14 protein-coding genes are annotated in these 13095 nt (G+C 69.3%); 8 read left to right on the top strand and 6 right to left on the bottom strand.

Annotated features, from left to right (window positions below; all coding sequences use genetic code 11):
- Positions 1-23 precede the first annotated feature (23 nt).
- Positions 24-830, top strand: a complete 807-nt coding sequence (locus AC1Q87_RS12300; RefSeq protein ID WP_492609207.1) for a TerC family protein — start codon at positions 24-26, stop codon at positions 828-830.
- Between the two features lie 142 nt (positions 831-972).
- On the opposite strand, the gene AC1Q87_RS12295 is transcribed toward AC1Q87_RS12300, so the two are convergent.
- The gene (locus AC1Q87_RS12295) at positions 973-3135 is read right to left on the bottom strand and encodes a primosomal protein N' (RefSeq protein ID WP_492609206.1); all 2163 of its coding nucleotides are present in this window, start codon (positions 3133-3135) and stop codon (positions 973-975) included.
- Between the two features lie 78 nt (positions 3136-3213).
- Between AC1Q87_RS12295 and fsa the strand changes: the two genes are divergently transcribed.
- The 5 genes from fsa to AC1Q87_RS12270 all read left to right on the top strand — a co-directional run bounded on the left by fsa (position 3214) and on the right by AC1Q87_RS12270 (position 7841).
- Positions 3214-3867 (top strand): fructose-6-phosphate aldolase, encoded by a 654-nt coding sequence (fsa, locus tag AC1Q87_RS12290; RefSeq protein ID WP_492609205.1) that lies wholly within the window; start codon positions 3214-3216, stop codon positions 3865-3867.
- 17 nt (positions 3868-3884) lie between these two features.
- Positions 3885-4562 (top strand): DUF484 family protein, encoded by a 678-nt coding sequence (locus AC1Q87_RS12285; RefSeq protein ID WP_492609204.1) that lies wholly within the window; start codon positions 3885-3887, stop codon positions 4560-4562.
- The gene (locus AC1Q87_RS12280; RefSeq protein ID WP_492609203.1) at positions 4547-5476 is read left to right on the top strand and encodes a tyrosine recombinase XerC; all 930 of its coding nucleotides are present in this window, start codon (positions 4547-4549) and stop codon (positions 5474-5476) included. The genes AC1Q87_RS12285 and AC1Q87_RS12280 overlap by 16 nt, the downstream gene beginning before the upstream one ends.
- A 253-nt stretch (positions 5477-5729) precedes the next feature.
- Positions 5730-7283, top strand: coding sequence for an arylsulfatase (locus AC1Q87_RS12275; RefSeq protein WP_492609202.1), 1554 nt, complete (start codon positions 5730-5732; stop codon positions 7281-7283).
- A 108-nt stretch (positions 7284-7391) separates the two neighbouring features.
- Entirely contained in the window at positions 7392-7841 is a 450-nt protein-coding gene (locus AC1Q87_RS12270) for a GNAT family N-acetyltransferase (protein ID WP_492609201.1), read from the top strand.
- On the opposite strand, the gene AC1Q87_RS12265 is transcribed toward AC1Q87_RS12270, so the two are convergent.
- Complete coding sequence (locus AC1Q87_RS12265; RefSeq protein ID WP_492609200.1) at positions 7838-8362, bottom strand: winged helix-turn-helix transcriptional regulator; 525 nt, start codon at positions 8360-8362, stop codon at positions 7838-7840. The genes AC1Q87_RS12270 and AC1Q87_RS12265 overlap by 4 nt on opposite strands.
- 179 nt (positions 8363-8541) lie before the next feature.
- On the opposite strand from AC1Q87_RS12265, the gene AC1Q87_RS12260 reads away from it, so the two are divergent.
- A complete protein-coding gene (locus tag AC1Q87_RS12260; RefSeq protein WP_492609199.1) occupies positions 8542-9471 on the top strand; it encodes a fatty acid desaturase in 930 nt (309 codons plus the stop codon).
- Here AC1Q87_RS12260 and AC1Q87_RS12255 read toward each other — a convergent pair.
- Positions 9468-9836, bottom strand: coding sequence for a winged helix-turn-helix transcriptional regulator (locus AC1Q87_RS12255; RefSeq protein WP_492609198.1), 369 nt, complete (start codon positions 9834-9836; stop codon positions 9468-9470). The genes AC1Q87_RS12260 and AC1Q87_RS12255 overlap by 4 nt on opposite strands.
- Positions 9837-9924: 88 nt before the next feature.
- Between AC1Q87_RS12255 and AC1Q87_RS12250 the strand changes: the two genes are divergently transcribed.
- Entirely contained in the window at positions 9925-10776 is an 852-nt protein-coding gene (locus tag AC1Q87_RS12250; RefSeq protein WP_492609197.1) for an SDR family oxidoreductase, read from the top strand.
- 133 nt (positions 10777-10909) lie between these two features.
- Here the strand turns inward: AC1Q87_RS12250 and AC1Q87_RS12245 are convergent, their stop codons facing one another.
- The 3 genes from AC1Q87_RS12245 to lpdA form a co-directional block, all read right to left on the bottom strand.
- Complete coding sequence (locus AC1Q87_RS12245) at positions 10910-11194, bottom strand: hypothetical protein (RefSeq protein ID WP_492609196.1); 285 nt, start codon at positions 11192-11194, stop codon at positions 10910-10912.
- A 62-nt stretch (positions 11195-11256) separates the two neighbouring features.
- Positions 11257-11673 carry a GNAT family N-acetyltransferase gene (locus AC1Q87_RS12240; RefSeq protein WP_492609195.1) on the bottom strand — a complete coding sequence of 139 codons (417 nt, stop codon included), beginning with the start codon at positions 11671-11673 and terminating at the stop codon, positions 11257-11259.
- Positions 11673-13070, bottom strand: a complete 1398-nt coding sequence (gene lpdA, locus AC1Q87_RS12235) for a dihydrolipoyl dehydrogenase (protein ID WP_492609194.1) — start codon at positions 13068-13070, stop codon at positions 11673-11675. The genes AC1Q87_RS12240 and lpdA overlap by 1 nt, the downstream gene beginning before the upstream one ends.
- Positions 13071-13095 lie beyond the last annotated feature (25 nt).

Below are 13095 nucleotides of genomic sequence, written 5' to 3'. Positions count from 1 at the left end.
TCCACAAAACTGAGAGGACCTCGATGGACACCCTTATGACCCTAGCTGCTGATCCGGCCGTGTGGGCGGCGCTGATCACGCTCATCGTCATGGAGGTCGTCCTAGGGATCGACAACCTCATCTTCATTTCGATCCTTTCGAACAAGCTGCCGCCGGAACACCGCACCAAGGCCCGCCGCATCGGCATCAGCCTGGCGCTGATCATGCGCCTGGTGCTGCTCTCGACCCTGGCCTTCATCGTCGGCCTGACCGCGCCGGTGTTCGAACTGCCCTGGCACGGGGCGCTGGACGAGCACGGCAAGCCGGCCTGGGAGCTGGCGTTCTCGTGGCGTGACCTGATCCTGATCGCCGGCGGCCTGTTCCTGGTCTGGAAGGCGACGACCGAGATCCACCACACCGTCGACCCGACCCCGAACAACGACGTGTTCGACGCCAAGAAGGAGGTCGCCAAGAACTTCGGCGCCGCCATCTTCCAGATCATCCTGCTCGACCTGGTGTTCTCGATCGACTCGATCCTGACCGCCGTCGGCATGACCGAGCACCTGCCGGTCATGGTCATCGCGGTGATCGTGGCGGTGACCGTGATGCTGCTGGCCGCCGACCCGCTGGCCAACTTCATCAACAACAACCCGACCGTCGTGATGCTGGCCCTGGGCTTCCTGCTGATGATCGGCACCGTGCTGATCGCCGACGGCTTCGGGGTGCACGTGCCGAAGGGCTACATCTACGCGGCGATGGCGTTCTCGGCGATGGTCGAGGGGCTCAACATGTGGAGCCGCAACGCCGCCAAGAAGCGCGAAGCGCTGGGTCAGGACGCGACCAAGCACTAAGGCGGGACTGACGATGCTCCCCCGCTGGGGGAGCTGTCAGCGAAGCTGACTGAGGGGGACTTTGGAGCTCATCGAGAGCAGTCCCCCTCCGTCTCGCCGCTGTCGCGGCGAGCCACCTCCCCAGGAGGGGAGGAACTCTGCTCTACAGAAAACTGTACGGATCGACGTCGATGGCCACCCGGATCGCGCCGGGCGGCCGCACGCGGGCGCGCCAGGTGGCGAGGTAGGCCGAGAGGTCGACGTTGCGGTCGGCGCGGACCAGGAAGCGCTTGCGCCGCCGGCCGCGCACCAGGGCGAGCGGAGCGTCGGCGGGGCCGTAGACCTCGACCCCCTCGGCGTTGGGCGCGACCTTGGCCATCTCGCGGGCGAAGGCCTCCAGCGCCGCGGCGTCGGGTCCGGAGACCACGATCGCCCCCAGCCGGCCGAACGGCGGCAACTTCATGATCTCGCGCTCGGCCATCTCGGCCTCGACGAAGGCGTCGCGGTCCTGGGCCTTCAGCGCCTGCATCACCGAGTGCTCGGGGGCGTAGGTCTGCAGCAGCGCGCGGCCGGGACGGTCGCGGCGGCCGGCGCGGCCGGTGGCCTGGGCCAGCAGCTGGTAGGTGCGCTCGGCCGCGCGCAGGTCGCCGCCGCGCAAGCCAAGGTCGGCGTCGACCACGCCGACCAGGGTCAGCTTCGGGAAGTTGTGGCCCTTGGCGGCGGCCTGGGTCGCCACCAGGATATCGATCTCGCCGTCGGCCATGGAGTCGACCAGCCGGCGCGCCTCCTTGGCGTCCCAGACCGTGTCGGACGAGAAGACGGCGATGCGGGCGTTCGGGAACAGGTGGCGGGCCTCCTCCTCCACCCGCTCCACGCCCGGACCGATCGAGGTCAGGCTGTCCTTGGCCCCGCAGTGCGGACACTTGTCGGGCTTGGGCATCGAGAAGCCGGTCAGGTGGCAGACCAGGCGGCCGCTATAGCGGTGCTCGACCAGCCAGGAATCGGTGTCGGGCGAGGTCAGCTTCTCGCCGCAGGCCTTGCAGAGCACCAGCGGGGCGTAGCCGCGCCGATTGAGAAACAGCAGGGTCTGCTCGCCGGCGGCCAGGGTCTGGCCCATGGCGTCGACCAGCGGCGGCGAGAGCCAGCGGCCGGGCGGCGGCGGCGTCGCCTTCAGGTCGATCAGGGTGATGTCGGGCAGCTGCGCGGTCCCGTGGCGGCTGGTCAGCTTCAGCCAACGGTAACGGCCGGTCTCGGCGTTGCGCAGGGTCTCGAGCGAGGGCGTCGCCGAGGCCAGGATCACGCCCGCGCCCTCGATCTTGCCGCGCATCACCGAGAGGTCGCGGGCCTGGTAGATGAAGCCCTCGTCCTGCTTGTAGGAGCCGTCGTGCTCTTCATCGACGATGATCAGCGACAGCTGCGTGAACGGCAGGAACAGCGCCGAGCGGGCGCCGATGACGATGCGGGCCTGACCGGTGGCGACGGCGTCCCAGGTCTTGCGGCGCATCGGCGGGGCGACGTCGGAGTGCCATTCGGCAGGTATCACGCCGAAGCGTTCCACGAACCTGGCGATCACCGCCTGGGTCAGGGCGATCTCGGGCAGCATGACCAGCACCTGGGCGGACGGGTCGCGGGCCAGGGCGGCGGCGACCGCCTCCAGATAGACCTCGGTCTTGCCCGAGCCGGTGACGCCGTCGAGCAGCGCGACGTTGAAGCCGCCCTCGCCGACCATGTCGACCAGCGCCTGAGCCGCGGCGGCCTGGCTGGGGTTCAGCGGATGACCGGCGCGGGCGAGGTCGGGTTCGGGAAACGCCGCGTCGGCCTCGATCAGCCGCAGGGCAAGAGCGCCCTCGTCGACCAGACCTTTGACGACGCCCGCCGAGACCCCGGCGGCGCGGGCCAGATCGGCGGGCGCCAGCGAACCGGCCGCAGCGGCCTCCAGCACCTTGAGCCGGGCCGGCGTCGCGCGGGCCGGCAGGACGCCCGTCGCCTCCAGCACCTTCTCCGGCTTGGCCTTGGGCGCGCGGGCCCCGCGGATGGCGATGGCCAGCGGCTGGCCGGGGGCGTCGACCGAGTAGCGCGCCGCCCACTGCACGAACTCGATCGCGCCGGGCGGCAGCGGCGGGGAGTCCAGCTTGCTGTCGAGAGCTTTCAGCGGCCGGTTGCCGCCCGCCCCCTCGCGCAGGGCGACGACGACGCCGCGCAGCAGCCGCGGCCCCAGCGGCGCGGCGACCTGGTCGCCGACGACGAGGTCCATCCCCTCCGGCTCGGCGTAGTCGAACGCCTCGGGCAGGGGCATGGGCAGAAGAACGGAGGCGATGCGGCTCATGGCCCCGTCCAGATAGGCTGGCCGAGGGCGCCTGCAAACGGTAAAGAGCCCGCGATATTCCGCGCCAGAAGGTCACCCATGCAACTCTTCCTCGACACCACCGACATCGGCCTGCTCAAGGAGCTCACCGCCACCGGCCTGGTGGACGGGGTGACCACCAACCCGACGCTGATCGCCAAGTCCGGCCGCCCCATGCTGGAGGTGATCGCCGAGATTTGCGAGCTCGTCGAGGGTCCGGTCAGCGCCGAAGTCGCCGCGACCGAGGTCGAGGGCATGCTGGCCGAGGGCGTCAAGCTGGCCGCGATCGCCCCGAACGTGGTGGTCAAGCTGCCGCTGACCCGCAACGGCCTGATCGCGACGTCGGAGTTCGCGGTGCAGGGCATCCACACCAACGTCACCCTGTGCTTCAGCGCCGCCCAGGCGCTGCTCGCGGCCAAGGCCGGGGCCAGCTACATCTCGCCGTTCATCGGCCGCCTGGACGACTACGGCGCCGAAGGCATGGGCCTGATCCAGGAAATCCGGGCGATCTACGACAACTACGATTTCGACACCGAGATCCTGGCCGCCTCGATCCGCACCCCGGCGCACGTGACCGCCGCGGCCCTGGCCGGCGCCGACTGCGCGACCATTCCGCCCACCACCTTCGCCGACCTCTTCAAGCACCCGTTAACCGAAAAGGGTCTTGAACAATTCCTCAGCGATTGGGCCAAGACGGGCCAGTCGATCCTGTAGAAAGCTGGGGGCGGCATATGGAAAGCGGGGCGAAGGCTAAGGAACATGGTCTCGAGCCCCGCGAGGTTCGCGCCTTCCTGGCCGACAATCCCGACTTCCTGCGCGGCGACACGGCGCTGCTGGCCGAGCTCGGCCTGCGCGCCGACGCCGGCAATGTGATCGACTTCGGGCCGGCGGCGCTGGCCCGGGTCCACGAGGCGCACAAACGCGAATCGAGCGCGCGCAAGCATCTGGAAGCCACCGCCCGCGCCAACTTCGCCGCCCAGGCCCAGACCCACGGCGCGGTCGTCGACATGCTGGAATCGCGCAACCACGCCGACTTGGCACGCCGGGTCGACGAACTGGCGCAACTGCGCTTTGGCCTGATCGCCGGCGTCGTCGCCCTGGAAGGCCCCGAGCGCACCCCGGCCGGCTGGCGGATGCTGGTCGACGGACAGATCGACATGATCATCGGCCACGACCGCGTGGCGCTAATGGGCTTCGAACCCGTGGCGCTCGGCCTGTTCGGCGAGCGCGCGCCGCAGGTGCGCTCGATGGCCATGGTCCGCATGGCGATCTGGGAGCCGTCCCGCGAGGGCCTGCTGGCCTTCGGCTCGGCCGACGAGCACGGCTTCACCGAAGACATGGGCGCCGAACTGGTCGCCTTCCTCGCCCGCGTGGTCGAGCGGACCGCGGAGCGGTGGCCGGTCCTGTGACCTCCGCCCGCCAGGCGCTCGCCCAATGGCTGGAGCATCTGGCCAAGGAACGCCGCGCCTCGCCGCGCACGGTCGAGGCCTACGCCTTCGCCGGCGGCCGCTACATCAGCTTTCTCGAACGCCATCGCGGCGAAGCGCTAAGCCTTGCCGATATGGGGACCCTGGCCCCCAGCGAGATCCGGGCCTGGCTGGCGCACCTGCGCCAAGGCGACCACCCGCTGTCGGCGCGCTCGCTGTCGCAGGCGCTGTCGGCGATCCGCACCTTCCACAAGTTCCTCGACCGCCGGCTGGACACCCCCAACGCCGCCATCGCCCTGGTGCGCGGCCCGCGCGTCGTCCCCTCGGCGCCGCGGCCGGTCAGCGAAGACCAGGCCGCCGGGCTGATCGCCGAGCCGGCCTTCGATCCCGACCGCGACGACTGGGAGGTCAGCCGCGACCAGGCGGTGCTCACCCTGCTCTATGGCTGCGGCCTGCGAATCTCCGAGGCGCTGTCGCTGAAGCGCTCGGACGCGCCGGTCCCGGAGACGCTGCGCATCCTCGGCAAGGGCGGCAAGACCCGGATGGTCCCGGTGCTGCCGGCCGTGCAGGCCGCCATCGCCGCCTATGTCGCCGACCTGCCGTTCGTGCTCGATCCGGACGAGCCGCTGTTCCGCGCCAAGCGCGGCGGCCCATTGAGCCCGCGCCACGTGCAGGCGACGGTGCAGGGCCTGCGCGGCCGCCTTGGCCTGCCCGACAGCGCCACGCCGCACGCCCTGCGCCACTCGTTCGCCACCCATCTGCTGGGCGCCGGCGCCGACCTGCGCTCGATCCAGGAACTGCTGGGCCACGCCTCGCTGTCGACCACCCAGCGCTATACCGAGGTCGATGCCGCATCCCTGCTCAGCGCCTACGCCAAGGCGCATCCGCACGCCTAAGGCGTCGTCGCGCCGCCTGGTCAGGCGCAGCGCTGGACACCAGGGCGAGCGCGGTCGGCCACTGGTAGATCGCCGCGTCCCTGCTCAGCGCCTCCGCCAAGGCCCACCTGCAGGCGTGAGTCCGATTAGGTGCAGAGAACCGGCGAGGGCGCCGGGCAATCGGGCGCAGAGCGAAGAGGGATTCGCCCGATAGCCGTTCGGTGGAGAGGGCGCCCAGACTGCTGCACATCCTTACGCGTAACGGAGCGCAGCCATGCCTAAGGGCAAACCAAACATCCTGGTCATCTGGGGCGACGACATCGGCATGTGGAATGTCGGGGCCTACACCCACGGCATGATGGGGCGAACCCCCAACATCGACAGCATCGCCAAGGACGGCTGTCTGTTCACCGACCACTACGGCCAGCCCAGTTGCACGGCCGGCCGCGCCGCCTTCATCACAGGCCAGCTGCCGATCCGCACCGGCATGACCACGATCGGCATTCCCGGCTCGGCCCGCGGCATCCAGAAGGAAGATCCGACCCTGGCCGAGGTGCTGAAGGACCAGGGCTACGCCACCGCCCAGTTCGGCAAGAACCACCTGGGCGACCGCAACGAGTTCCTGCCGACCAGCCACGGTTTCGACGAGTGGTTCGGCAATCTGTACCACCTCAACGCCGAGGAAGAGCCCGAGGAACTCGACTATCCGGGTCAGAAGAACCCCGAGTATCAGAAGCAGTTCGGCCCGCGCGGCGTGCTGCACGCCTGGGCGCAGGACGAGTTCGACAAGACCGACGACGGCATCTTCGGACTGCGCGGCAAGCAGAAGATCGAGAACACCGGCCTGCTCACCCGCAAGCGGATGGAGACCTTCGACAAGGAGGTGCTCGACAAGACGCTTGATTGGATGGACCGCGTGGGCAAGGGCGACAAGCCCTGGTTCTGCTGGTTCAACACCACCGCCATCCACATCTTCAGCCACCCGCAAAAGCAGTATCTGCAGAAGGCGGTAGACGAGGGCCGGGCCGAGGAGGACGTGGTCCGCGCCAAGATGCTGGAGCACGACGAGCACGTCGGCGCCCTGTTGGCCAAGTTGAAGGAGATGGGCGTCGAGGACGACACCATCGTCATCTACTCGACCGACAACGGCAACGAACTGATGCTGTGGCCGGACGGCGGCTACGCTCCGTTCCGCGGCGAGAAGGGCACCACCTGGGAAGGCGGCGTCCGCGTGCCCTGCCTGATCAAGTGGCCCGGCGTGATCCCGGCCGGGACCAGCTGCAACGGCGTCCAGAACCACGAGGACCTGTATCTGACCCTGGCCGAGGCCGCCGGCGCCAAGGACGTGAAGGAAAAGCTCCTGAACGGCCACACGATGAACGGCGTCAAGTACACCTGCCATCTCGACGGCTTCAACCAGCTGGAGATGTGGAGCGGCAAGACCGAGAAGTCGGCCCGCCGGTCGCTCTTCTACTACGACGAGACCGACCTGATGGCCGTGCGCGTCGACAATTGGAAGATGCATATCGGGGTCAAGAAGAACGGCAGCTGGTTCACTGAGAAGGCCTACCCGTCCATTCCCTACCTGTTCCATCTGCGCATGGACCCGATGGAGAAGATGGATCCGGAGAGCGAAGAGTGGGGCTACATCGGCCGCAAGTTCTTCGCCTCGAAGCTCTGGGCGCCCCATGCCGGCTCGCCGTTCATCGCCGAGCATCTGGAAAGCCTGAAGAAGTACCCGCCACGCCAGGCGGCCGACACGCTCTCGATGCACGTCGCGCTCGAGAAGGCCATGGCGCAGCTGGACAAGCCGACCGGCGGCGGCTGACGCGCCAACGCCGCCCTGACGCGGCGGGCCAGCCAACGCTTTCGCCCTGCTCCTCGACGGGAGCGGGGCGATTGCGTTTGATCGAGGGCGTGGATTAGCCTTCCGCCCATGCTCAAGCCTGTGATCCGCCCGGCGACGCCCGACGACCTGGCCGGCGTGCTGGCGCTCTACCGGCAGCTCAATCCCGGCGATCCGGTGCTGGACGTCGCCGAGGCCGCGCCGACCTGGGCCGCGGTGCTCGGCTCGGGACTGACGACGCCCTTCGTCGCCGAGATCGGCGGGCGGCTGGTGTCGTCGTGCACGCTCGCCATCGTGCCCAATCTGTCGCGCGGCGCCCGTCCCTACGGCGTGATCGAGAACGTGGTGACCGACGAGGGCCATCGGCGCAGCGGGTTGGGCCGCGCGGTGCTGGAAGCAGCGCTCGACAAGGCCTGGAAGGCCGACTGCTACAAGGTGCTGCTGGCGACCGGGTCACGCCGGGAATCGACCCTGCGCTTCTACGAGGGCGTCGGGTTCACGCGGGACGCCAAGACCTATTTCGAGATCCGCCGGAGCTAGGAGTCGGTCCCGCCCCGGCGCTGTTCGGCGAACTCGGCGGAACGGCGGGCGCGCTCCTCGGCCCAGGCCTCGCTCGGCTGGCCGCGCATCTCCGGCCAGTCGACCAGGACGTCGCATCTCGGGCAGCGGCCGTTGAGCTCCAGCTCCGCGCCGCAGGTCTTGTGGAACATGTGGGTCGCCGGGCCGCCGGGGGCCGGCTTGCACCACTGCTCGCCCCAGGTCCGCAGCGCCAGGATGACCGGCATCAGGCCGCGGCCCTTGGTCGTCAGGTGATACTCGTAGCGCGGCGGGCGCTGCGAATAGGCCTGGCGTTCGACCACGCCGTTGGCCTCGAGGCGCTTGAGCCGGGCGGCGAGCATCTGGCTGGAAGCCCCGGTCTGGGCCTGGAGGTCCTGAAAGCGGCTCTGCCCCATCAGCAGTTCGCGCACGATCAGGATCGACCAGCGGTCGCCCACGAGGCCGGTCGAGTGCGCGACCGGGCACAGCGTGTCGTCGCCGTAGTCGGACTCCGATGCGCTCATGCCTGCCGCCTCCCCGGCCGCCGCGAAGGATGCGGCCCGCGTCAGATACCATGAAATTCAAAGCGACGCGGAATCCATGGCCGAAATTCGTGACGCTCGCGTCATTTTTGAGTCGCTTTGATTTTCAAAGCCGCTATCGTCACCGCCAAACCCCAGGCAGTGGGATTGGAGGAACGGCCATGGCTGACGGCGCTCATGACCCGAAGGCGCTGCGCGCGGCGATCGGGATTTCGCACGCGGACGAACGGCGGATCGCACAGGAGCTGTCGCCCGCTGTGGCCTGGCCGACCCTGGTCCTGGCTCTCGCCCTGCCCGCGGCGCTGATCGGCGTCATCGCGCTGGGTTTCACCGGCGCCTGGCCGCTGTGGGCCTGCACCCCGGTGCTGGCGGTGATTTCCTACGCGCACTACACGCTGGTCCACGAGTCCATCCACGGCAACGTCGTCGCCGCGCCCAAGCGCCTGGCCTGGATCAACACCGTGGTCGGTTGGATCGGCTCGCTGGGCATGGGCTCGGGCTGGCCGGCGCTGCAGCGCACCCACGTGCTGCACCACTCCCACACCAACACCGAGCGCGACCCCGACATCTCGGTGAAGGGCACCTTCGTCCAGCTGCTGCGCAAATGGGCGATCATGGTTCCGATGTCGTTGATCCCGCTGGGCGCCATGCGGTTCATCAGCGCCGAGCGCTACAAGCGGGTCGGACTGATCCTCAGTCCTGGCGAGATCGCCCAGGTCAGCGCGGTGAGCCTGCTGACCCTGGCGCTGCTGGTCGCGGCGATCGCCACCGGACACGTCGCCGAGTGGCTGATGCTGTGGTTCCTGCCGACCCGGATCGGCATCCTGGCGCTGAACATCTTCTTCCAGTGGCTGCCGCACCACCCGTTCGACCAGACCGAGCGCTACCTGAACACGCGCATCAGCCTGTGGCCGGGCGGGACCTTCCTGCTGCTGCAGCAGAACCTGCACCTGATGCACCACCTGTGGCCCAGCGTGCCGTTCTACAACTATGCGCGCCTGTTCCACCGCCTGCGGCCGGTGCTGAAGCTCGAAGGCTCGCGCATCGAGGGGCTGAGGGTCGGGCCGCAGCGCCGAACGATCGCCGACTAAGGCGCCTTGGTCAGCTCAGGCAGGCGCTCCTCGATCCAGTCGGCGAGCGCCTCGACATGCTGGGCGGCCTCCGCGCCGAACTCGGTCAGGCTGTACTCCACGTGCGGCGGCACGACCGGGTAGCTGCGCCGGACCAGCAGGCCGTCGCCCTCCAGCTGCTGCAGGGTCTGGGCGAGCATGCGTTCGCTGACCCCGGCGACCTTGCGGCGCAATTCGCTGAACCGCAGCGTCCCGCCGCGCAGGGCGATCAGCACCAGCACGCCCCAGGTGCTGGTGACGTGCTTGAGGATGGCGCGCGAGGGACAGCGCGGCGCGAAGACGTCGCCGCGCTGCATGCGGTCGGCCAGGCGAATGGGCGCGTCCATACTTACTCCCGTGTGCGTACTTACGAAAAAGAAGTTAGGAACCTAGATGCCCGGCTGCAACTTCAATCCCAAAGAATGAGGGACAGCCATGTACGCCATCACCGGAGCCACGGGCCAACTCGGCCGGCTCGCCCTGGACGCCTTGCTTGAGACCGTCGCGCCCGACCAGATCGTCGCCCTGGCCCGCGATCCGGCCAAGCTGGCCGAGGTCGCCGCGCGCGGGGTGCAGGTCCGCGCCTTCGACTATGACGCGCCGCAGACCCTCGCGCCCGCCCTGGCTGGGGTGGAGCGGCTGCTGCTGATCTCGTCGAGCGAGGTCGGCAAGCGCGCGGTGCAGCACCAGGCGGTGATCGACGCGGCCAAGGCGGCCGGGGTCGGGTTCATCGCCTACACCAGCCTGCTGCGCGCCGATACGAGCCCGCTGGGCCTGGCGGTCGAGCACCGGGCCACCGAGGCGGCGCTGCAGGCCAGCGGCCTGGCCCACGCCCTGCTGCGCAACGGCTGGTACACCGAGAACTATGTGCAGGCCGCGCCGGCGGCGCTGGCCCACGGCACGCTGCTGGGCAGCGCCGGCGACGGCCAGATCTCGGGCGCCAGCCGCGCCGACTACGCCGCCGCGGCGGTGAAGGTGCTGACCGGCGAAGCGGCGACCAGGACCTATGAACTGGCCGGCGACGCCGCGTTCACGCTGACGCAGTTCGCCCAGGCGCTGGCGCAGGTCGCCGGCAAGCCGGTGGGCTACACCGACCTGCCGGAGGCCGACTATGCGGCGGCGCTGAAGGGCGCGGGCCTGCCGGCGCCGATCGCCGAGATGCTGGCGCAGAGCGACGCCTCGGCCGCTCAGGGCGCGCTGTTCGACGACGGGCATGTGCTGAGCGGCCTGATCGGGCGGCCGACGACGCCGTTCAAGGAGACTCTGGCGACGGGGCTGGCGGGATAAACATCCCCCGCTCACCCCGGCGAAAGCCGGGGCCCAAGCGGCGCTCCGATCACGACCGGGCCACTGGCGACTAGCTGGGACTCAGCTTGGGTCGCGGCTTTCGCCGGGATGAGCGGTGTTGGGGGCAGGCCGCCTACCGCGGCTTGGCGAAGCGGCCGTCGCCGTGGACGTCCTGGCGGACCTGGGTCGAGACCGCGCAGCCGCCCACTGAGCGCATGACGGTCAGGTGCATGCCGGCCGGCGGCAGGCTGGCCAGGGTCTGGGCGCCGTTCGGCCCGCGCTGGTCCTGCGGGCGCAGCAGGGCGGCGGGCCGGGCGGGATCGGCGACCTGCAGGGTCGCCTCCTTCGGGCAGGCTGGAGCGGGCGGCGCGGTCAGCGTGGTCGCCGCCAGGGCGGTCAGAAGCAGGGAAACGGCCATGTCGATCCTCCTGTTTGGGAGAATCTACGCCCCGACCGTGACGGGCCGAAGTTAAATCGGGTTCAGCGGCTCATCCGCAGCCAAGTGAAGTCCGCGCCCGGGTCGCGGCCGACGTCGACGATGCGGAAGCCCTCGCGCAGATAGAAGTCCTGGGCCCGCAAGTTGGGCGACTGGCACTTGAGCGACAGCGGCCCGTCGGCGGTCGCCGCGACATGGTCGAGCAGCGCCTTGCCGACGCCGGCGCCGCGGGCCTCGACGTAGAGCGAATGCAGAAAGTTGCTCGGCCGGTGGAAACCGGCGACGCCCAGCAGGCGCTCGCCGTCCTTCGCCAGGTAGATCTCTTCCTGCTCGGCGTGGCGCAGGAAGTCGGCGGCCTGGTGCTGCTCGGGCGGCGTCCAGGTGAAGGTCTCGCGCAAGACGCGCTCGTAAAGCGCCGCGCAGGCCGCGATCTCGTCGGCCTGCGCGCGCCTCACGTTCATCAGGCTTGCATCGTCCAGCCTTCGACGCCCATGGCGGCCTGACGGCCGGCTTCCGAGCGGGTCGGGTGCGGATGGCAGACGCGGGCGATGTCCTCGCTGGCGGCCTTGAAAGCCATGGCCACGCAGTACTCGCCGATCATCTCGCCGGCCTGCGGGCCGACGATGTGGACGCCGAGGATCTCGTCGGTCTTGGCGTCGGCCAGGACCTTGGCGAAGCCTTCGGTCTCGTGGTTGATCTTGGCGCGGCTGTTGGCGCTGAACGGGAACTTGCCGACCTTGTAGGCGACGCCCGCGTCCTTCAGCTGCTCCTCGGTCTGACCGACCCAAGCCACTTCCGGGTAGGTGTAGACCACGCTGGGGACCAGGTTGTAGTCCACGTGACCGTACTTGCCGGCGATGATCTCGATGCAGGCGACCGAGTCTTCCTCGGCCTTGTGGGCCAGCATCGGGCCATGGATGGCGTCGCCGATCGCCCAGACGCCCGGCGCCGAGGTCTTGAAGTGGTCGGTTTCGATGAAGCCGCGCTTGTCCGGGGTGATCCCGACGTTCTCCAGGCCCAAGCCCTCGGTGTAGGGACGCCGGCCGATGGCGACCAGCACGTACTCGGCTTCGAGGGTCTCGGCCGCGCCGCCGGCCACCGGCTCGACGGTGAGCGAGACGCCCTTCTTCGACGCGGTCGCGGCGGTGACCTTGGCGCCCAGCTTGAACTCGACGCCCTGCTTGGTCAGCGAGCGCTGGAAGGTCTTGGCGGTCTCGGCGTCCATGCCCGGGGTGATGCGGTCGAGGAATTCGACGACGGTGACCTTGGAGCCCAGGCGGCGCCAAACCGAGCCCAGCTCCAGGCCGATGATGCCGGCGCCGATGACGATCAGGCTCTTGGGCACTTCCGGCAGCGACAGGGCGCCGGTGGAGTCGACGATGCGTTCCTGGTCGATGGTCACGCCCGGCAGCGGGGTCGGTTCCGAGCCGGTGGCGATGACGATGTTCTTGGCTTCCAGGGTCGAGACCGAGCCGTCCTCGGCGGTGACTTCGACCTTGCCGGGGCCGGCGATCTTGCCGGCGCCCTTGATCCACTCGACCTTGTTCTTCTTGAACAGGAACTCGATGCCCTTGGTCAGGGCGGTCACCGAGTCGGCCTTCTGCTTCATCATCTGCACGAGGTTCAGCTTGGGCTTCACCTCGATGCCGAGGGTGGCGAACTCGCCGCCGGCGGCCTCGTAGAGCTCCGAGGCGTGCAGCAGGGCCTTGGACGGCATGCAGCCGACATTGAGGCAGGTGCCGCCGAGCGTCGTGCGCTTCTCCACCACGGCGACCTTCAGGCCCAGCTGGCCCGCGCGGATGCCGGCGTTGTAGCCGCCGGGGCCGCCGCCGATGATGATGACGTCGTATTGAGCCATTGCTCTTCAGTCCTTAGCAAAACGG

This window comes from Phenylobacterium sp. GW823-FHT02A09 (assembly GCF_058797775.1).
This window is presented reverse-complemented; position numbering and strand designations above follow the sequence as displayed.